11 protein-coding genes are annotated in these 22,709 nt (G+C 38.0%); 2 read left to right on the top strand and 9 right to left on the bottom strand.

Annotated features, from left to right (window positions below; genetic code table 11):
- The first annotated feature begins 36 nt into the window (after positions 1-36).
- Positions 37-1,164: an LPS export ABC transporter periplasmic protein LptC gene (gene lptC / locus PL11201_RS25125; RefSeq protein ID WP_079681550.1), complete on the top strand. Its 1,128-nt coding sequence runs from the start codon at positions 37-39 to the stop codon at positions 1,162-1,164.
- An 89-nt stretch (positions 1,165-1,253) separates the two neighbouring features.
- Here lptC and PL11201_RS25130 read toward each other — a convergent pair whose 3' ends face one another.
- On the bottom strand, positions 1,254-2,138 hold the full coding sequence (locus PL11201_RS25130) for a hypothetical protein (RefSeq protein WP_079681551.1): 885 nt from the start codon (positions 2,136-2,138) through the stop codon (positions 1,254-1,256).
- A gap of 136 nt (positions 2,139-2,274) precedes the next feature.
- On the bottom strand, positions 2,275-2,985 hold the full coding sequence (rpiA, locus tag PL11201_RS25135; RefSeq protein ID WP_079681552.1) for a ribose-5-phosphate isomerase RpiA: 711 nt from the start codon (positions 2,983-2,985) through the stop codon (positions 2,275-2,277).
- Positions 2,986-3,138: 153 nt separating this feature from the next.
- On the opposite strand from rpiA, the gene PL11201_RS25140 reads away from it, so the two are divergent.
- Positions 3,139-6,432, top strand: a complete 3,294-nt coding sequence (locus PL11201_RS25140; protein ID WP_079681553.1) for a tetratricopeptide repeat protein — start codon at positions 3,139-3,141, stop codon at positions 6,430-6,432.
- A 63-nt stretch (positions 6,433-6,495) separates the two neighbouring features.
- Here the strand turns inward: PL11201_RS25140 and PL11201_RS25145 are convergent, their stop codons facing one another.
- From PL11201_RS25145 to PL11201_RS25175, 7 genes are all read right to left on the bottom strand, one after another.
- On the bottom strand, positions 6,496-6,921 hold the full coding sequence (locus PL11201_RS25145) for a putative toxin-antitoxin system toxin component, PIN family (RefSeq protein ID WP_079681554.1): 426 nt from the start codon (positions 6,919-6,921) through the stop codon (positions 6,496-6,498).
- The gene (locus PL11201_RS25150; protein ID WP_079681555.1) at positions 6,921-7,139 is read right to left on the bottom strand and encodes an AbrB/MazE/SpoVT family DNA-binding domain-containing protein; all 219 of its coding nucleotides are present in this window, start codon (positions 7,137-7,139) and stop codon (positions 6,921-6,923) included. The genes PL11201_RS25145 and PL11201_RS25150 overlap by 1 nt, the downstream gene beginning before the upstream one ends.
- Positions 7,140-7,243: 104 nt before the next feature.
- Positions 7,244-8,662 (bottom strand): diguanylate cyclase domain-containing protein, encoded by a 1,419-nt coding sequence (locus PL11201_RS25155; protein ID WP_079681556.1) that lies wholly within the window; start codon positions 8,660-8,662, stop codon positions 7,244-7,246.
- The gene (locus PL11201_RS27245; RefSeq protein ID WP_079681557.1) at positions 8,652-11,072 is read right to left on the bottom strand and encodes an ATP-binding protein; all 2,421 of its coding nucleotides are present in this window, start codon (positions 11,070-11,072) and stop codon (positions 8,652-8,654) included. Before PL11201_RS27245 ends, PL11201_RS25155 begins: the two co-directional genes overlap by 11 nt.
- Positions 11,073-11,301: 229 nt before the next feature.
- A complete protein-coding gene (locus tag PL11201_RS25165; protein ID WP_079681558.1) occupies positions 11,302-12,231 on the bottom strand; it encodes a class I SAM-dependent methyltransferase in 930 nt (309 codons plus the stop codon).
- A 92-nt stretch (positions 12,232-12,323) separates the two neighbouring features.
- Positions 12,324-16,220, bottom strand: coding sequence for a non-ribosomal peptide synthetase (locus tag PL11201_RS25170; protein ID WP_079681559.1), 3,897 nt, complete (start codon positions 16,218-16,220; stop codon positions 12,324-12,326).
- A 74-nt stretch (positions 16,221-16,294) separates the two neighbouring features.
- Positions 16,295-22,696 (bottom strand): non-ribosomal peptide synthetase, encoded by a 6,402-nt coding sequence (locus tag PL11201_RS25175; protein ID WP_079681560.1) that lies wholly within the window; start codon positions 22,694-22,696, stop codon positions 16,295-16,297.
- Positions 22,697-22,709 lie beyond the last annotated feature (13 nt).

Consider the following 22,709-nt stretch of genomic DNA (forward strand, 5'->3'; position numbering starts at 1 on the left):
TTCTGAATTTCTGAATTCCTAAATTATTAAAATTAGATGCGGCTTTTACTGGTTTGGGTGATTATTTTAGTCGGAATTTCTGCTTGCGCCCCAAAAAATATTGAACAGACCTCAACGGATTCTAAATCTAAGCCTTCTGAAGAATTTGAACGCACTTTAACCTTAGATGATGTCACCTTAGAACAGGCAGATGAGCAGGGAAAATTGTTATGGAAAATTAAAGCCAAGCAGGTTAGTTATAGTAAAGACAGGAAAATGGCAACGGTGAAAAATCCCGTGGGTGAGTTATATGATGGAGGAAAATTACTCTATAAAATTAGGGCTGATCAAGGGGAATTTGAGCAGAATAGCAAACGTATTTTTTTACGCAATAATATTGTGGCTACCGATCCAAATACGGGTCTAGTTTTGAAGGGAAAAGAGTTAGAATGGATTGTGCAGCAATATATTATTGTAGTGCGAAATGGAGTCACCGGAGATCATGCTCAATTCCAAGCGGTGGCTCGGGAAGTTCAGGTATTTTATCGCCAAAAACGAGTAGAATTTTGGGATAAAGCCACTGTGAGCGCAAAAGATCCGGTTGTTAAGTTAAAAAGTGATCATATTATTTGGTTATTGGAACCGCAACTTTTAACCAGTAATATGAAAACCGAGATTGAACGCTATCAAAATCAAACTATTACAGACCGGGGGGTGGCGGAAACCGCCGAAATGAATTTAAAAACCAAAACTGGTGTTCTGAAAAAGAATGCCCAAATTGCTTTATCTCAACCGCCTTTACAAATTTCTAGTCAGGAATTACAATGGAATTACGATAAACAAAGTATTAGTTCTCCCCAGTTTATTACCATTATTGAACGAGATCAGCAAGTCACTTTAACCGCTAATCAAGGGTGGGGAGATTTGAAAAATAATATCTTTTATTTAACCGGAAATGTAGTCGGAATTGGTCAAAAACGTCAAGCCCAACTCAATGCTAATGCAGTGAATTGGTCTATTGTTGAACAGTCTTTTTCCGCCGAAGGAAACGTGGTTTATCGTCAAATTGATCCCCCGTTTAGTTTGATGGGAGAAAAAGCCGTGGGACGGTTTGAAAATGATACAATTGTTGTCAGTGGAGGAAATACGGGAACCCCGGTGGTGACGGAAATTATCCCGGAATAGTGATAGTAGGGAAAAGACAACACCGGAAGAAAAGTGTTCACCATCCTCCGGGTTTGAGCATCAGTTAAACTTAACGATTTCGTTCACAATTATTCCTGTAACCCAGCTTGTTGTAAAGCCGACTCTAAAAGAGGTTGGAGTTTAAGGATTTCAGCCCATTGATTCAGATAGTTAAAATCAAGACGTTCTCCTTGGACTTTTAAAACCCCTAAGACATCTCTCCACTGTTTTTGAGACTCTGTAGCCGAAAGTTTATACCAAGACAACTTTTGTAGAATAATATCCTCAGATGAATAGATATAAATTCCGGTTTCGGAATCATCAATCCTATAAATTTGACGACGACTCATTTTAGAACGAGAAAAACCATCATCTCCAATTACAAAAATATCGACTTTTTCCATTGATTTTAAATGAATAATATTAAATGATCTTCTCAGATTAATAGCCTCTATAACAGCAGATTCACTAATATAAAAATCTTCTGTCAATGCTTGAATAAGTTGCGGTGCTTGCGACAGTGAAATACTAATCACTAAATCTAGGTCTTGTGTTGAACGGCTTTCTCCTAAAAGAGAACTCGCCACAGAACCCCCCACCAAATAGGGAATATTTAAAGTTTCAAACAGCGCAGCTATTCGATAGGCTAATTCTAGGGGATCTAAAATCATCCATTTCTCCTCTATCTCAAATTCTATTATTTTTAACCCTAAAATTGTAATCAATTCTTGACCTAAACGCCTTCTAATTAATTCCTGACGAACCCAAGACAAACAACTATTAGGATACTGATTTTTAATGCCAATTAATATTAGTTTTCGAGTCGATTGATTGAAGTGGCGAACTCGTTGAGCTTTCTGTTGGGGTGTAAGTTCTCGCAACAGTTGAAACAGCAGCACATCTGCATCAATGCTGGTGTCTTCTGACTGGGGAGTATATCCAGGTTTGACTGTAGCAACTGGAATAGATGGCATAGAAATTGGCAGGTTGGATGGCTAAAATATATGATTTTTATTGTTGCTAGATTCTACCTACTTTTAACCCAAATAGAGGCTCTTAAAGTTCGTCCCCTGGAGAGCCAGGGAACGAGAGTAACGAGGTTATTTAAGGTTATAAAATTTCTCGAACTTTTGCTTGTCCGTCAATCACTTCACCCACAAGAATGATATCAGCAACCCCGACAAATAAACCATTATCTAAAACCCCGGGAATATTGTTGATTTCTTTTTCTAATTCGGCGGGATTTTCCAGGACATCAAATTTGACATCAATCACCAAATTTCCTTCATCTGTCACCACTGGCCCGGCTTTTTTAACTCCCATTCTTAGGGTCGGTTTTCCCCCTAATTTTTCCAGGGCTTTCATTACTGGAGTCATCGCCATGGGAATCACTTCCACGGGTAATAAAAAAGTTGATCCGAGTCGCTCAACCAGTTTAGAATTATCAACAACCACAATAAAAACTTCTGCCAAACTATCAACAATTTTCTCCCGGGTATGGGCGGCTCCACCCCCTTTAATTAAATTCTTGTGCGGATCAACTTCATCAGCACCATCAATGGCAATATCGATGTGATCCACTTCATCTAATGTGGTTAATGGAATGCCATATTGTTTGGCTAATACTGTGGCTTGAAACGAGGTCGGAATCCCTTTAATATCTTTGAGTTCTCCACTTTGGAGCCGTTCTCCAATATACTGAATCGCATAGGCTGTGGTGGAACCGGTTCCGAGTCCAACAATCGTTCCTGATTGTACTCGATCGGCGGCGGCTTTGCCCACATACTGTTTCATTAATGTTACGGGATCTTGTTGGCTCATTTTAATTTATCCTGAATAAAGGGTTGTTTTAGATTGCAGTCAAGTCTAATTTAACCACAAAGACACAACGAACACAAAGAAGTTGTCAACACTAACCGACTGATTGGTATACTGATTAACGTGGGCATTTGATTCGTGATTGGAGAGTAAATTGTGAGTTTAGATTCCGTTTCTTCCCTATTAAAACAAGGAATTCAACTTAAAGAATTAGGGAATTTAGAGGCTGCAATTCATACCTTTGGGCAGGCTTTAGCGATTAATGCCCAAGACGCAGAAGTTTATAAAAGACTGGCGGAAGTTTATATTTTAATCGGCAAGGAAGAAGACGGAATTAACTATTTACATCAAGCCCTGAATTTACAACCGGATTTGGCTTCTGCGTATTTGGTGGTGGGCAATGCTCTCTATATTCAATCTCGGTTAGATTTAGCAATTTGGGCCTATACCCAAGCTCTGGAAATACAACCTAATTTTACAGAAGCCCATGCTAATTTGGGTAGTATTTATTTTATTAAAGAACGTTTAGATGAGGCATTTTCTTGTTATCAAATAGCACTAAAAATCGATCCCAATCAAGGATTAATTCATTGGATGAAGGGAAACTTACTCACAAAGCAGGGGAAAATAGAACCCGCAATTAATTATTATCAAAAAGCTATAAATTTACAACCAGATAAAGAAATATTTTATTTAAAATTAGCTGAAAATTTGGTTAAAATAAATCAACTTAATCCCGCAATTGATTGTTATAAAAAAGCCATTCAACTTAATCCTCAACGAGCCTTTACCCATCAGGAACTAAACCGACTGCTGCAATTACAATTTCAAGAGGCGGGCGAGGTTAAAGGCGAGAATCAAGGATTTCATGAAGGAGGAGTAGAACTGGCAAGTGCTGGACTAGAAACCGAATTCAAATCTCGATCTGAATCCAATATTGAAACGGCTTTAGTTGCGTCTGGAAATCAACAGTTTTTAGTTGATAATCCCCCGGAAAAAGATAGTGAAAACCTAGAGGTTCAACAATACAAACAACAAGCTGAAATTCTCATGAGTCAAGGGTTGTATGAGCAAGCCCTTGTCGCTTGTCATCAAGCCTTGAAATTACAACCGGATTATTTACCCGCCTATTTAACCCTGGGCAATATTCTGCAATTCCAAGGTAAAATAGAAGCAGCATTACGAGCTTATTTTCAAGCCTTAGAACTGCGACCCAATTTTGCAGAAATTCATGCAAATGTGGGAACCATGTTGTTTAAACTACAACGGTGGGAACAGGCAATTTTGAGTTATCAAAAAGCCTTAGAGATTAATCCCAATTTGGCGGCGGTTTACTGGAATTTAGGCAAAGTTTTTCAAACTGTAGGTCGGGTTGATGAATCTATTTCCGCTTGGCAAAAAGCCTTAGAATTACAACCGAATTTAGTTGAAGCCGAATTTAACTTTGAATTTGGCAATAGTTTAGCCCGTCGTAGTCTTTGGGATGAAGCGGTTAAAAATTATCAACGGGCGATCGCTTTAAAACCTCAGTGGGCAGAAGTCTATACTAACCTAGCGAGTGTGCGATCGCAGCAAGGACAAGAACAAGAGGCGATTCAATATTATCAAAAAGCCATCGAACTTAAACCCGATTTACCCCAGCCCCATCTCTATCTCGGTCATATTTTCTTTCATAAAAATGATTCTGAAAAGGCAATTTATCACTATCAACAATCGATCAAACTTAAACCCGATTCTATCGATAGTTATGCTAATCTTGCTAACCTTTATGCTAAAATTGGTGAAGTAGAAGCCGCAATTCAAAACTTTGAACAAGCCTTAGCCTTGCAACCGGATTGGGCGGAACTTCATTGTCGATTAGCCCATATTCGCAAACATGATCAACCCTCAGAAGCCCTAATTAATTTAGAAAAAGCGATTGAACTTAAACCGGATTTTGTCGAAGCCTATCAACAATTGTGTGATTTACTCAGCCACTCTACCAATTTAGCAAAAGCTCGAGAAATGTCGGATTTATATTGTCAAAAATGCGGGGATCAAGTTCCGGTTTTGTCAGCAATTGCCTATATTTTTGCCTATAGTCAATCGGGGGCTTGTCAACAGGCGCTAGAAAAACTCATAGAATTAGAAAAGATCTGTTATCAAGATCCCGATAAATTAGAGATTTCAGAAGTGATTATTCTCTATGAAATTCTGTTATTTACGGTTTCTCACCTGCGGGATGATTTAGAAGCCAATGCCAAATTATATCGCTTAATTGCCCAACAATATACTAAACATCGCTTCAGTGGTGTCCCCTCGCCCCAGTATGCCACCATTCTCGAAAAAACGAGTTCAAAACCCCTGAGAATTGGCTTGATTTCTAAACACTTCCGACGGCATTCTGTGGGCTGGTGTAGTGAAACCTTAATCCGAGAATTGTCCCTAATTTCCCCCTATATTTATATTTATGTAACCGGACAGTTACCTGTGGATGAAGTCACCCGAAGATTTGAACAAATAGCGGCAAAATTTTACTGGCCAAAATCCTTTCCTAATGGGTTTGGTTCGCCGGAAGAATTAACCGCAGAAATTCTCAAAGATCGGTTAGATATTTTAGTAGATTTGGACTCCATGACCGTGCCCACTAATGTCCAGATATTCTATCGTAGACCCGCCCCGGTTTGTGTGTCTTGGTTAGGGTTTGATGCGCCATATATTTCACCGGATAACTATTTCTTCTGCGATCAATATAGCCATCCCCAAGGGATTGAAAAACATTATTTAGAAAAGTTAATCCATTTACCCCATACTTCCGTCGCTTTAGAACCTTTTAAAAGCCGTCCAGTAGATAGAAATGCTGTGAGAAATGGTTTAAATATTCAGCCGGATCAAATGGTTTATTTATGTGTAGCACCTGGACGAAAAACCAACCTGAAAATGATTGAAGCTCAGGTTAAAATTCTCCTAGGAGTTCCCAATAGTGTATTAATCAGGAAAGGTCAAGGGGATAATAAATTAATTCAAGAACTCTATCACCAAGTTTGTGTTGAACAGAATGTTGATCAAGGTCGAGTGATTTTTATTGGGTTAACCAAAACCGAAGAAGAACATCGAGCGATTTATTATGTAGCGGATGCCCTATTAGACTCCTATCCCTATAATGGAGGAACCCATAATTTAGAGGCTCTATCGGCTAATTTACCAATTATTACTCGGGCTGGGGAACAGTATTTATCCCGCATGGGTTACTCGTTTTTAAAAGCCGTTAATCTCGATATTGGTACGGCTTGGACTTGGGAAGAATATACACAATTAGGGATTAAATTAGGTTTAGATATCAATTTACGCCATCAAATTAAATCCCATTTGATTCAATCTCAAAACCCAAATTCCTTAGCTCCATTATGGAATCCTAAAAAATTAGCGCGAGAAATGTATGATGTTTTTGAGAAACTTTATCGGGGATAGGGAATAGTTTTTAGAAACTTATGAAATAGCAAAACAATGATGTTTTAACAAGCAAAATTAAAGTCATTGATAATTGATGATCGCTAAAAAATTATCAACTGTTAAAATCGGACAAGAAAAATTATCTGTAAGGCAGATTAAATCATTATCACCTGTCACCAAATAATCAGCTTCACCAACAACAGCTAACAGCAAAAAAGGGATATCAAACGGATCTCGACATTCAGGAACTACAGGCAAAGTATCGGGCATCAACACAGTGTCACAAAACGGCAAATAGTCTGACAATAAATCTTCCTGCTCCGAGTTTGTGAGTTTAAACTTTGGGTAAGTCAGTACCCTAACTAACTCCGCAATCGTAACTTGAGACGCTAAAGGAATAAAGCGATTATCCTGCCACGCAAGGCGCAATCTGGATAATTTTCCCCCAAATACTAAGGCTGACAAAACTAAATTTGTATCAATTACCACTCGTGGACACTCAATCATCACTGACGCGCCCACTCGACAGCATCATTAATATCCTGTTGATTCAGATTCAAAGTCGCCAATTTAGCCCGTACAGCATCAGCCCCCTGAATTTTTACCGGAGTCAAAATAATTTGTCCACCTTCTACCTTAACTTCAAAATATTCAGCCTCCCCGATGGCTTGAGTTATACTTTTAGGTAGAGTAAGCTGATTTTCAGTAGTCAACTTAGCAAGCATAGTAATATTCTTAATTATTTACTATTTATTATCTGTTATTCATGCTCAATTGTCAATTATCCACAAAACCAAACTGCAAGATAAATTAATCAAATAAATCCCAATTACCCATTCCCTATTCCCTGTTTCTGATGACAACTACTACTAATACAATAGCGATCGCGTCCCTGTTGTTTAGCATTATATAACGCTTGATCAGCCAGTTCAATTAAGTAATTGGGCTGAACTTCCAAACTGGGGATAACCGAAGCAATACCCAAACTGACGGTCACAATTTCCCTAACATTGGAGTATTCATGGGGAATTTTTAAACGGTAAATCGCCTGCTGAATTCGTTCTGCAACTTGAATTCCTGTGGCTAAATCCTTCCCCGATAGGAGGACGATAAATTCCTCTCCCCCATAACGGGCCACCAGGTCAATGGGGCGGCGCAAATCCTGGTGGCGAGTACATTGATATACTGCTTGAGAAATCTGGACAAGGCAATCATCCCCCGCCAGATGACCGTAGTGGTCGTTATAGGGCTTAAACCCGTCGAGATCAAACATAATCAAGGTCAGGGGTCGTTGTTGTTGGGCTAAGACCTCCCATTCCCTTTGCAGACAAGCATCAAAACAGCGACGATTAGCGATCTGAGTTAAACTATCGAGATTAGCAAGTTCTTTTAATTTCTGATTGGCTTCTTGAAGGGCGAGTTCAGTTTTTTTGCGGGCGGTAATATCACGAATAGTAATCGCAAAACCATCCCCTAACTTGACCGCCACAAAATGATACCAGTAGGAGTCCCCAACGGGATAGTAAATATCCTGTTCTAAGGATTCCCCAGTTTCAACGACTTTAACAAAACGATAAAACAGTTCCGGTTGAATGCGATTTAGGAGTCTTCTGAGGATAACTTTCCCCATCATATCCTCCCGGGTGCGGTCAAAAACCCTCGCTAAGATCGGGTTAACCACTAAACACCTAAAATCCTTGATTTCCCCGGTTTCCGGTTCCCGTAAAGCCTGTAAAGCCGCAATGCCATCGAGGGAACCATTCAATATACTCGATAACAGTGCCCGGGATTGGTATAACACTTCCTCGGCATCTCTACGTTTAATAATTTCCTGTTCCAGAAGTCTTTGTTGTCGTTGAATGGTTAACTGACTTTCCAGACGGGCGACAACTTCTTCCACTTGAAACGGTTTAGTAATATAGTCAATCCCACCGGACTGAAACGCCTTAACTTTATCAAAAACATCATTTAAAGCACTAATAAAAATAATTGGAATCTGGGATAAATTTTCATCGGCTTTTAGGGCTTGACAGACCTGATAACCGTCCATTTCTGGCATTTTAATGTCCAAAAAAATAACATCAGGTTGCTTAACTTTAACGGTTTTGAGTGCCATTCTACCACTGGTGACACTGCGAACTGTATAGCCAAGTTTAATTAATAAATCACTGAGTAATTGTAAATTCTCTGGCAGATCATCAACCAGAAGAATATTCCCTTTGTTCTCTGCGACTAAATCAGGATTCATGACTAACGAGGGGTTCAATTAATTTAATAATCTGTTCAAATTCAAACTTACGCACAAGTTGTGTAAGGGATTGTATCAAATGAGTTTCTATATGAGGAATTTGTGTGATTAGTTGCATAACTAGACCCGTGTTCGCTTCAAGAGTAGCTTGATAGAGCTCAACTATCCACTCCTTAGGCATACAGGTCAATTGTTGAGATGTCAAGGCACTATCCAGGTTAATATCTGACACAGAGGGTTTTGTTTCTGAATAAATATATCTTACACCTAAATGTTTGGTAAGTGTCTCAAAAATATTATGCTCCGTAAAGGGTTTTCTAATAAAATCATCACATCCAGCCGATAGCACAATAGCTTTTTCCTCCTCTAAAACACTGGCAGTTAGGGCAATTACGGCGGTTGCATTGCCTTTTGTTGTGGATTTAATATATTTTATCGCTTCATAGCCATCCATGACCGGCATTCGCATATCCATCCAAATTAAATGGGGTTCCCACTGGTTCCAAATTGCGATCGCTTCTAGTCCATTTCTGGCTTCTTTTACCTCAAATCCTAGGGGTTGTAAAAGTTTAATTAATAATTTTCGATTCACTTCTTTGTCATCAACCGTTAGCAATTTGTAGGTCGGTTGACCTTTGACTAAACCCAATACAATCCGCTTGGCTTCCGTTGGCTTATCCTGGGAATTTTGACCCCGTTGGACTCGAATTTGGAATCTAAAGGTTGTCCCTTGATGCAATTGGCTTTCAACTTGAATTTCTCCCCCCATTAATTGGACAAATTTCTGACTAATGGCTAATCCTAAACCCGTCCCTTCTTGGGATTCTTTTCCCGCTTGAGCTTGAGTAAATACCTGAAAGAGTTTTGGCAATTCTTGGGGAGAAATTCCCACCCCAGTGTCCCGAACGTGAAACTCCAATAGGGCGCTATCGGTGTCTGGGGTTTCTCGTCGAAGCACCATTAAAGTCACCCCACCCTCGGGGGTAAATTTAATCCCATTACTGAGTAAATTAATTAAAACTTGACGGAGCTTAACCTGATCGCTATAAATATATTGAGGAACCGATGGATCTCGCTCAAAAATTAAATTTAATCCCGCATTCGCCGATCTCAGATGCAACATATCTTCTAAATCATCTAACAACTGATATAAATCAAAATGGGTAAGATTTAATGTGGTTTTTCCCGCTTCTATTTTGGAGAAATCCAGAATATTATTAATCATGGTTAGGAGATACTCCCCACTGCGATAGATAATCCCAGCATTTTCCAAATGTTCTAGGGGAAGATTCGGCGTCCTAAGCATGATTTGAGAGAACCCTAAAATCGCATTCAAAGGCGATCGCAATTCATGACTCATATTCGCAATAAAGATACTTTTAGCTTGATTGGCAACTTCCGCTTTTTCCTTGGCTTTTTCCAGTTGTAATGTTCGTTCTTTGACTGTATCTTCTAAATTAGCCAGAGTTAACTCTAATTTGTTGGTGGCTTTTTGCTTTTCATCAATTATGGCGGATAAAATCAGAGAAGTGACCGCAAAAACCCCAATAAATAATTGAACTAAAAATAAAGATTGATTCGGTGATGCTTTAACAAACGGGCCAAATCCTAGGGCAGTGGCAATAATACTCACAGAGGAAACGATGGCTACCATCACAATCGAAAACTTTTTACCCAAAGTAAATACAGTTAAAATAAGTAACAGCAAGAAAATATATTCAACAGAAATATTTTTGATAAAAGTTATCCATAAAACCACAATTGTACCGATGCTCACCAAGCCGATTATTGATAATTTAATTTTCGGGGGCAGTTTATTGGCTCCCGGGACAGGACGAATAGTAGGAATTAAAAATAGGGGAGTAAAAATTACATGACCCAAGGCACTGGAGGCCCACATTGTAAAGAAAGAATTCCAGTAAGTTTCGGCTGAATAGAACCCGATATAAACAGCAGTATTAACGATCAGAAGGGGAGGCAATATGGGAACTAAAAGGCAGGATAAAATAAAAAAAGTAATTACTCCATTAATACTATTAAATAAATTTTTAATGTTAGTATATTTTTTGAGTAGTAATGTAATAAATAAAGGTTGTAAATAATTGGCTAAAATACAAGCAACATTAATCAAAATCAAACTCGTAAATGATTTTATGGAACTATGGTTATCAATTAATCCTACTATTGAACCAAAAGCAATTGCTGGAAATACTTTTGAACCGAATAAAATGACAGCAGCTAAAACCATACCCGCCGGCAACCAAATCGCAGAAGAACCATGTACAGATGTAACATTGATGCTAAATTTTACTCCCAGAAGGTAAGCAATTCCCAAACAAATATTAATCACAATCAGCCTGAATGATTCTGATTTTTGATAACGAAAAACTTGCTGATTAAATAGTTTCATATTTTTTTTGAGATTTAATAAATATAGCAATCCTAAATAGGTTGTAACATGGGTTCCTGGCTGTGCCCGGGTTTCAATCTCATTTATATAGATGGAATCCCCGTGCGTTCACGCCGGGGCGGCTGTCAACTCCACAACTCAAATAGGATTGCTATAGTAATCTCAGGGGAATTTGTCTGTTTTTTTTCTTGTACTGAGATAGTGATTGGTCATAGCTGATTTAATCTAATTAATGGGGTTTTTCTCCAGAAAATAAAAGATAATCGTCAAATGCCATAAACCACCCCCTATTTCTTGACCAAACCTCAATTCCTGGGTTATCTTTTTGCAGATCAATAACTAAATCATGTTTGCTGATTCCCTGACTAACTTGGGCAAAATAATGAACCATTGCTGGCCAAACATATTCGCTAATGGGGATAGCTTGGATATTAACAAATCCATGTTTTTTCAGTTTTTCTACATAAGTATGCCGATCATATTGATTGACGAAAGGAATGCACATTTTTTTACTATTAAGCTTCAGCCAAAAGTTAATTTCTCGTCCCTCTCTAGGCAAACAATCTGCTAAAGCCAGCTTTCCACCCGGGCGCAACACTCGAAATGCCTCCGCAAAAAAATCCTCCCGGGTATCAAAATGAAAAGCACATTCTAAGGCCGTAACTTTATCAAAAGAGTTCTCGGGAAAAGGGATTTTTGTGGCCGAGCCCACCTGAAGATTTATCCGATCAGCTAATCCCATTTTAGCGACTCTTGCTTGAGCAATTTCTACTTGTAGCTCCGTTGTATTTAGTCCAATAATTGAATCGACCTGATTTTCCCGCACCCAGAGTAAATCTTGTTCAGCAAAACCAAACCCGACATCTAAAACTTGATCTCCAGCTTGAAGTTCGGCTATTTCTCCTAATTTACGAGCTAAAGCGGTGCAAGCACCATTATAAGTGGTTTCTGCTTGCCAATAGCCGAAATTTAGCCATTGGGGAATATTGGGATCATGAAGATTAGGATCTCGTTTGGCTATATTAGTATAAAGTTCAGATACCATAAATTTGTCTTGCAAAAACGAGATTTCCCTAATCGGATGCTGAATAAATTCTTTAATGATCATCCAGCGATTACGCCATTCATCTTTCAAGGGAATTTTGCCAATATTTTCCAAATCAATATTCTCCTTTACTTTAGTTCTTCAATTTTAACAGCAATAGAATCCGTAATCAACAGAATATATTAGACTCAGAGATGTTTTGAAAGTTAATTTTTTAGTCCCTTCAAACTCATGTTAAGAATACGATTAATAATAGTGGCATTTTGTTGCAGATAGGGAGGATCGATCATCTCACGATGAACACCGGAGGCATAATAATTAATTCGTTGCCCTTTTGTCGCTTGTATCCAATCATCTTCAACATCATAGTTGCCCTCAGCACGGATCAGATGAATAGTCCCATTAATTTGCACATTTTTTAGGTCGGAATTCCAGAGAAAATTAAAGTATTCCCAAACTTGGTTATAAGTGCGATCGCGTAATTTTTGGTTTTCTAAAAAGTAACGTCTTAATTCCTGACGTTTGGGATTTAATAAGAAACCATCAACTCCAGCTTTTATTTCTGACATATCAGCTTTTTTTGCCTCACTACCGCCTCGGTAGGTATCTAGTAAAATAATGTCAGAAACCACCCGGCCACGGCTTTCTAACTTTTCAGCAATTAACATTGCTAAAAAACCTCCGGCGGAATGTCCCATTAATTTTAGGTCTTGATCAGGAGATAAATGATCGATTAATTCCGCATATTGTTCTAACATTAATTCATCGGCGATATATCTAAAAGTATAGATAGTATAATCTGTTAAATAATCAGCTAAATTTGTATAAGCTGTGGCAAAACCCAGGGCAGGAGGAAATAAAAATACAGCCCTTTTTTGCTGTTTATTAAACACAACATAAGGACGTTCTTTTGGTTGAATATTCATTTCTTTGGCATAGATAATATATTCACTTAATTCCGCCACCGTCGGTTTTTCATAAATGATTGATAAGGGAATTTCTATCTCTGTCTCTTGATAAATAAGTGCCATGAGATTCATCGCTTGTAAGGAATGACCACCCAAATCAAAGAAGTTATCATTTACTCCTATCTTGGATATCTGTAGAAGTTGTTGCCAAATATTGACTAATAGGGCTTCAGTTTGATTACCCGGGGCTAAATACGGGGATTCAACTATTGATGTCTGATCGGGTTTTGGTAATTTTTTAATATCTATTTTACCATTGGGATTTAAGGGAAATTCCGATAGAATTACAAAGGCGGAAGGGAGCATATAAACTGGCAATTTAGCCTGTAAAAAAATCCGCAGTTCCCCAGGAGTTACTGATAGGTTTTTTCCGACTATATAAGCGACTAAACGTTTGTTTTCAGCCGGATCTGTTTGCAGAATAATAACTGTTTGTTTGACTTGGGGATGGGTGGCTAAAAGGGATTCAATTTCTCCTAATTCAATCCGTAAACCTCGCAGTTTGACTTGGTTATCAATCCGACCCAGAAATTCAATATTCCCATCGGGTAGATAACGAGCTAAATCTCCACTTTTATACAATTTACCTTTACCAAAAGGGTTAGAAATAAAATTTTTGGCAGTTAACTCAGGTTGGTTAAGATAACCTCTAGCTAAAGGCACACCCCCAATATGTAGTTCTCCAGCAACGCCAATGGGAACGGGTTGTAAATATTGATCAAGGATGTAAATTTGGGTATTGGCAATGGGGCGACCAATGGGAATTATTTGATAATTAGACCCAGGTTTACACTGAAAGTAAGTGGCATCAACTGCTGTTTCTGTTGGCCCGTAAAGATTATGTAATTCACAGTTTAATCTTTCAAAAAATAGTTGATTTAGTTCATAAGATAGGGCTTCTCCACCACAAAATATTCGCTTTAAGCAACGACAACTTTCTAAGTTTGGTTGTTGTAAAAAAACTCGCAACATTGAAGGGACAAAACAGATTTGGGTGACTTGTTGCCGGGCAATCAAATTAATTAAGTAAGCTATATCTTTATGACCTTCAGGTTTAGCCAATACCAGGGTAGTACCAGATATTAAAGACCAGAATATTTCCCAGACTGAAGGATCAAAACTAAAAGGAGTTAATTGTAGGATACGATCTTCTAGTGTGAGTGGGTAACCATCAATCATTCGCCATAAATTATTACAAATACTCCGATGAAGATTCATCACGCCCTTGGGTTTTCCGGTCGAACCAGAAGTATAAATAACATAGGCTAAATTTTCCGAGGTTACTGCATTGATCGGATTTTCTTGGCTATAGTTTGCTATGCTCTGCCAGTCCCTATCTAAACATAGCAACTCGGCTTGATTGGGTGGTAAAAATTGTACTAAAGACTGCTGGGTTAACAAGATAGAACAGCCGGAATCAGATATCATATAGGCTAAACGTTCTGCTGGATAATTAGGATCTAAAGGTACATAAGCTCCCCCAGCTTTTAAAATTCCCAATATGCCGATGATCATTTCCAGAGAACGTTCAATAAAAATCCCCACCAATACTTCTGGTTTTACTCCTTTTTCTTGTAAATAATAGGCTAATTGGTTTCCCCGTTTATTTAACTGTTGGTAGGTCAATTTTTGGTCTTCAAAGATTACTGCTATTGCGTCAGGGTTAATTTTTACTTGTTCTTCAAATAGTTGATGCAAACATTTATCTTGAGGATATTCAGCCTGAGTATTATTCCAGTCTATTAGTAATTGATCACGTTCTTCAGGAGTTAGTAAATTAATTTGTGATAATTGAATATTAGGATTTTCAATTACTGTTTGAATAATTTGTAAAAAGTGACCGCTCATTCTAGCGATTGTTTCAGGTCGAAATAAATCGGGTTCGTATTCTATGGCTAATCTGAGATTATTGCCATCTTCAAAGAAACTCCAAGTCAAATCAAATTGGGCAGTGCGTGGTTTTAAGGGATATTCTTGATGTTGAATTCCAGGAATTTCCATCACTGTTTTGCTTTCTTTACTCAACAGTGAAAACATGACATCAAATAACGGATTTCGTAATAAATCCCGTTCTAAATTGAGAGCGGATACTAATTTGTCAAAAGGATAATCACCATATTCATAAGCATCGAGACAGGTATTAGTTACTTCTGTCAATACTTGTTTAAAAGTTCCAGATTCTGGGATTAAAGTTCTTAAAGCCAAAGTATTAACATAAAATCCTATTTGGTTTTCTAAATCTGGATGATTTCGTCCAGAAATAGGGATACCAATAACTAAATCCGGCTGTCCTGTGTAACGGTAGAGTAATATTTTAAATAAGGTTAGCAAGGTAATAAATAGAGTTGTCTGATTTTTGGCTGCAAAACTGCGTAATTGTTCACTCAAACTCTGACTAAAATGATAGGTATATGAAGTTGCTTGAGAAGATTTTAATTGAGGTCTAGGGAAGTCAGTGGGTAAGTTCAGGATGGGGGGATGTTCGGCAAAAAGATCGCACCAATAATTATGTTGTTCTCTAACTTCTTCACTTTCTAACCACTGGTTTTGCCATGCAGTGTAATCTTTATACTGCAATTCTAGCGGAGGTAATACAGCATTTTTTTGTTGAATATAAGCAAAGTATAAAGTCACGAACTCTTTAAATATAATATCAAGTGATCTCGCATCACCAATAATATGATGTATTGTTAAACCAAACAGAAATTCCTCCGATTTAATCTGCACTAATAAAACTCGCATTAGAGGTAATTTATCTAAATCAAACCGTGAATTAGCTGATTCCTGAATCAAGGTATCAGCTAGGATTTCAGCATCTTTTTGTCCTCTTAAATCCCTAAAAATGACTAATTGTTCCTTAGCAATATTTTCATGAACAATTTGCTGAATATTTCCAGCTATACTGGCAAAAGTAGTCCGCAAAATTTCGTGGCGATTAACAATTTCTTGAAAAGATTCTGTGAATATCGAAACATTTAACTTGCCCTGTATTCTGATAGCTAGTCTAATATTATAGGCACTGGAATATTCATTGATATGGTGTAAAATCCAAAGCCGTCTTTGGCCGTGAGATACGTCATAATATTGTTGCTTTGCTAGGGGGTTAATCGGGTCAGATTGTTGTAAGTTGCTCATTTTGTTTGTTGTGATTGAATTGTTAAAATTTGCTTTTTATTAAAAAAATTAGTTGATAGTGTCTGATAAATTGCTCATTTTGTTTGTCGTGATTGAATTAAAATCGCTTGTTCTTTTAATATATTATGAGTGAAAATTTCGCGTAATCGTAGTGAAACTCCAAACTGATTACGGATTTGGGACACTAATCGCATGGCTTTTAAACTATTTCCTCCGAGTTCAAAAAATGACTGATTATTGTCACTCACTTCTACCTCCAATAATTCACCCCAAACCGAGGCTAATAAAGCCTCTTGTTGATTAAACCCAGTGGGTTTACTAATTGATTGGGTAATATTTTCTTCGGGTTTTGGTAAGGCTAGGCGATGAATTTTGCCATTAGGTAACAACGGAAAAGATTCTAATTGGATTAAAAAAGTTGGCTGCATATAAGTCGGTAACACTTGTTTTAGTTTTTGGCTGATTTGTTCACAATTTACCGTATTATTGCCTTGATAATATGCAATTACTGTTACTAATTCTTCTTTTTTATCCGCGATTACTAGTGCTTTTCTGACACCATCAATGGCAGCAACTGCATCTTCAATTTCTCCTAACTCAATCCTTACCCCATTCAATTTTATTTGGTTATCACTCCGTCGTCCTATTACCTCTAAAGTCAGGTCGGGTAGCAATCTTCCCAAGTCTCCGGTACGATAAACTAAATCATTCCCTTGATTCAAAGGATTGGGAACAAAAGCTGATTTTGTTAAGATTTCATCTTGATAATAACCTTTAGTTAAATAGGGCGATTTGACAAAAATTTCTCCAACTTCTCCTATAGCACAGGGACGATTTCCGTCAATAACTGCGAATGCAGCATCGGGCAATGTTTTGCCCCCAGGTACTCGCGCATAGGAAATATTATTGGGTTTGGGTATTCGATAAAAATGTTTAACAAAAGTTGTTTCACTGGCTCCATAAATATTGACAAATTCTGTCTGATTACCAAAAACTTCATGCCATTCACACAATTCTTTGACAAATAATGGTTCTCCTCCTAACACTAATACCTGTAAATTTTTGAGCAATTGATCAGCATTAGGTAAATGACGACCAATATTTAAAAATAGACGCATTACCGATGGTACAGTGTGCAGTAAGTTAATCTGCCATTCTCCCAACCGTAGTAGCAAACGCTCTAAATCTTCGCGGTCTATACTATCAGGAATATAAAGAGTTCCTCCTGAACATAAAGTTACGAGAGTTTCCCTCAGATAAGGATCAAAGTTAATTTGAGCAATCTGCAAACAACGCCAGTGATGATTAATTCCAAATTCAATTTTTTCCCAATTTATGAAGTGACGTAAGCTGCCATGACTTCCTAAGATGGCTTTAGGTTCACCCGTTGAACCTGAAGTAAATATAATATAGTTAGAATCATCAGCATCCGGCATTAATAAATCTTTCTTATTATTGTTTTCTACGATAGGAAATTCTTGATAATTTGTGCCATTCCATTGATAATATTGCTGGATTTCTTGATGATTAATGACCAACAAATTAGGCGGTTTTGCCAATACTAATAATCGAGGTTTAATCACCTCTAAATTTTCTGCGGCTATCAGGATTATGGCGGGGACGGTTTTAACAATCATGCGTTGCCAGCGTTCCTCTGGTTCATCTAAACGCAGGGGTAAATAAATTCCTCCAGCTTTAAATACCGCCAGCATTGCTATTACCTGACGGTAATCTCCTTCGAGGATGATACCGCAAATACTATCCTTTTGTATACCTAAATCTTTTAAAATATAAGCCCAAGAGTCAGTCAGTTTATCTAATTCCTGATAGCTAAATTTTCCCCCAGGATAAACAATTGATATTTGCTCAGGTGTGGCTTTTACTTGTTCAGTAAAATCATGGATAACGGTACGAGTTTCTAGGCTAGGGATGGGATTAATAAAACTTTCGATAAAATCGGTTTCTGCTGCTGATAAAAGAGAAATTTCACTGACAGGTTGCTGGGGATTTACTAACATCTCAGTTAGCAATTTATCGAAATGAACCAGACATTTTTTCATTCTATCAGTTTGGAATAGGTCTGTATTATAAATCAAATCTAACCTGATATTTTCATTGTCTTCAATAAAAACAAAAGATAGATCAAATTTGCTGGTGGGTGTGAGGGAATCCAGAGATTTTATTTGTAATTTTTCTAGGTCTACAGATTGACCAAAATTTTGCAGTAAGACCAATACATCAAATAATGGTGTCCGGTTAATTTCCCGGGAAATTGCTAATTCTTCTACTAAAATATCAAAGGGATAATCACTATGTTCAAATGCTTGGGTGACGGTTTGACGGACTTGGGCAAGACAATGTTTATAGCCTTGTTTTGGTTCAATTTGGTCACGAATAACCAAGGTATTAAGAAATAAACCGATTAAAGATTGCAGTTGAGGATGATTGCGAGTGGCAATTTCTGTACCAATGGTAATGTCATTTTGACCACTGTAGCGATAAAGTAATATTTTTACGGCTGCTACCAGTGCCATAAACAAAGTGCTTTCTGTTTGTTGACAAATATTTCTTAATTTGGAGATAATTTCTGGTCTAAATATCCAGCTTAAATGTGAACCATTGAAAGTCTTAATTGCCGGTCGTTGGAAATCCGTTGGTAAATGAACCCGGGGAATTTGTCCATTGTCCAGTTTTTGTCGCCAGTAATCTAGGTTTTTTCTATAATCTTGATTGCGTAAAATATTGGCCTGCCATGCTGCATATTCTTTGTATTGTATCGGCAATTTATCTAAGTTTGGTTGTAAACCTTTAACAAAGTAATTGTAATATTTTAAGCATTCTTTAGCCAATAAATTCATTGACCAACCATCACAAATAATATGATGAATTTCTAGCAATAAAATATATTTATGGTCTGACAATTTATAAATATTAGACCGCAATAATGGGTCGTTTTCTAAATCGAAAGGCTTTCTCTGTTGTTGAATATTTTCTAAGATGTGAATTTCAGCATTAGGTTCGTTAGTCCAATCTTGAATTTCAACTTTAAAAGGAGAATTTGCTATAATTTTTTGCCTAGGTTCACCATTGACCAATACAAAGGATGTCCGTAGAGATTCATGGCGAGAAATCAAAAACTGCATGGCTTTTTCAAAGGCATTTATATCAAAATCCCCTTCTATTTTGAGGGTAGAAATAATATGATAAGCGACATTATTTATATCCATTTGTTGCAGGACAAAAAAGCGTCTCTGTGCATGGGATGTTATATAGGTTTCCTGTTCAGATAAAGCCGGAATTGTGGTGATAGTAATAGGAGAAAAAGCGGTTAATAACTCTGCCTGTTCTGCAATTGTTGGATGGGAAAATACTTGCTGGATTTTCAGAGGAAGTTCTAGTTTTTCCTGAGTTTTACTAACTAGAGAAATGGCTTTCAGGCTATGACCTCCCAAATCAAAAAAGTTGTCATTGACTCCAATTTTTGATATCTGTAGAACTTCTTGCCAAATATCTGCCAAGATGGTTTCGGTTTGATTGCGGGGGGCTAAATACGGTGATTCAACTATTGATGTTTCATCGGGTTTCGGTAATTTTTTAATCTCTATCTTGCCATTAATATTTAATGGAAAATCCGACATAATGATAAAGGCTGAAGGGATCATGTAACCTGGTAATTTCTGTTGTAAGAAACGGCGAAGATCACCGGGGCTTAATGACTGATGTTTCCCCACTATATAAGCAACTAACCTTTGGTTTTCCTTCGTATCTTCCCGCAGGGTAATAACGGTTTGTTCGACTTGGGGATGGGTCTCTAAAAGCGATTCAATTTCTCCTAATTCAATCCGTAAACCTCGCAGTTTGACTTGATTATCAATCCGACCCAGATATTCAATATTCCCATCGGGTAGATACCGAGCTAAATCCCCAGTTTTATACAATTTACCCTTACCAAAAGGGTTAGAAATAAATTTTTGGGCGGTTAATTCGGGTTGGTTAAGATAACCTCTAGCTAAAGAAATACCCCCAATATGTAGTTCTCCAGCAATGCCAACGGGAACGGGTTTTAGATCGGAATTGAGAATATAAATTTGGGTATTAGCAATGGGGCGACCAATAGGAATTATTTGATAATTAGACCCAAGTGTACACTGAAAATAAGTGGCATAAACTGCCGTTTCCGTTGGCCCGTAAAGATTATATAATTCACAGTTTAGTCGCTCAAAGAAGCGTTGCTTTAGTTCATGGGATAGGGCTTCTCCACCACAAAATACTCGCTTTAAACAACTACAATTTTCTAAGTTTGGTTGTTGCAGAAAAACTCGCAACATTGAGGGAACAAAAATTGCGTGGGTAACTTTTTCCTGGGCAATTAAATTAATTAAATAAGCTATGTCTTTCTGACCTTCAGGTTTAGCTATTACCAGAGTAGCACCAGAGGTTAAAGAGCAGAATATTTCCCATACTGAAATATCAAAACTTAAAAGACCCATTTGCAGAATGCGATCGCCTGCTATCCTGGGGTAAACAGCTATTGTCTGCAATAAATTATTGCTAATACCCTGATGGGTATTCATCACTCCCTTGGGTTTTCCGGTGGAACCAGAAGTATAAATAATATAAGCTAAATTTGCTGATGTTACCCGGTTAATCGGATTTTCTATACTATAGTTTTCTAGGTGCTGCCCATCCCTCTCTAAACATAGTAACTCAGCTTGATTTTCGGGTAAAGATTCGACTAAAGATTGTTGAGTTATTAATATTGAAACCGCCGAATCCTCGAGCATATAAGCCAAACGTTCTGCTGGATAATTAGGATCTAAAGGCAGATAAGCTCCCCCAGCTTTTAAAATCCCTAATATGCCGATGATCATTTCCAGAGAACGTTCGATAAAAATCCCGACTAATACGTCTGGTTTTACCCCTTTTTTTTGCAAACAGTCAGCTAACTGATTGGCTCGATTATTTAATTCTTGATAGGTTAATTTTTGGTCTGCAAAGATAACTGCTATTGCCTCGGGATTCCGATCAACTTGTTCTTCAAATAACCGATTTAAACATAGATCTTCATGATAGTTGATCTGGGTATTATTCCACTCTATTAATAACTGATTTTGTTCTTCTGCCGTTAATAATGGTAGTTGACTTACCTGCTGTTGAGGATTAGCAATCATGGCTTCTAACAAGGTCTGTAAATGACCTGCCATCCTGATCACTGTGTCTCTCGTAAAACGACTTATATCATAACTAAATTTGATCAGTAACTCTGGTTTGGGAATTGCCACCACAGTCAAAGGATAGTTGGTTTCTTCAAAATTCTCTACCTCGCTGACGGATAAGAATTGATTTTTCTCCTGTGACAGATTATTTATTGGATAGTTCTCAAATACAATCAAACTTTCAAATAAGGAAATTCCTGGCGGCACATCACTCATTCTCTGCACATCCGCCAGGGGGCTATAGGCATAATCTTGGAGTTGGGCTTGGTTTTGCTGTAATTGCTTTAACCAAGGTAAAATCCATACCGATTCGGGGATTGATACCCGTAGCGGTAATGTATTAATAAATAATCCCACCATGTTTTTGACGCCTGACAAACTAGCCGGACGACCGGAAACCGTGACTCCAAACAAGACGTCTGATTCCCCACCGTAGCGACTTAGGAGGATAGCCCAAGCTGCTTGTAGCAAAGTTGATAAAGTCAGATTATGCTGTTGTCCCAGGGCTTGTAGTCCTTGAGTGGTGGCACGCGATAGATAGAGTTCCTGTTCTTGGTTGGTCAGGGGGAGGTTGGAGCCCGTTGGTAACTGGGGATGGTCTACTATCAGTGGGGTAGGAGCGGTAAAACCCTCAAGGGTTCGTCGCCAAAAGCTGTCGGCATCGGATAGGTTTTGCTGCTGTAGCCAAACAATGTATTCTTGATAGGGACGAGGGGAAGGAAGATCTAGGCTTTGACCTTGACTATAGGCTTGATAAAAGGTTAAGACTTCTTGATAAATAATCGGCTGGCTCCAACCATCTAGTAAAAGGTGATGACGATTCCAGAGAAATTTATAGGTTTGGTCTGATAATTGAATTAAATAACAGCGCATCAAAGGGGCTTGGTTGAGTTGAAATCCCAGATGGCGTTCTGTTTGCAATAATGAATCTAAATGCTGTTGTTGTTCCGTGGGGTCAAGTTGGCGCCAATCCTGATATTTCCAAGGCAACTCGCAATGTTTTCGGACAATTTGTAGCGGCTGTTGACGCTTTTCCACCAGAAAAAGTGTCCGTAATACGGAGTGACGCTCTACCACTTTTTCCCAGGATTGTTTAAAGGCAATAACGTTAATTTCCCCGTTGATAGTTATTAGGGTCTGGGTGCAGTAAATCCCGGAGTTTGGAGTATAAAGGCTATGAAAGAGCATCCCCATTTGCATAGGAGAAAGGGGATAAATTGACTCTACGTTTTTTATTTGCTGGGATTTTCCTGTTACCATTACCCTTTAATTC

The organism is Planktothrix sp. PCC 11201 (genome assembly GCF_900009135.1).
Lineage (GTDB): Bacteria > Cyanobacteriota > Cyanobacteriia > Cyanobacteriales > Microcoleaceae > Planktothrix.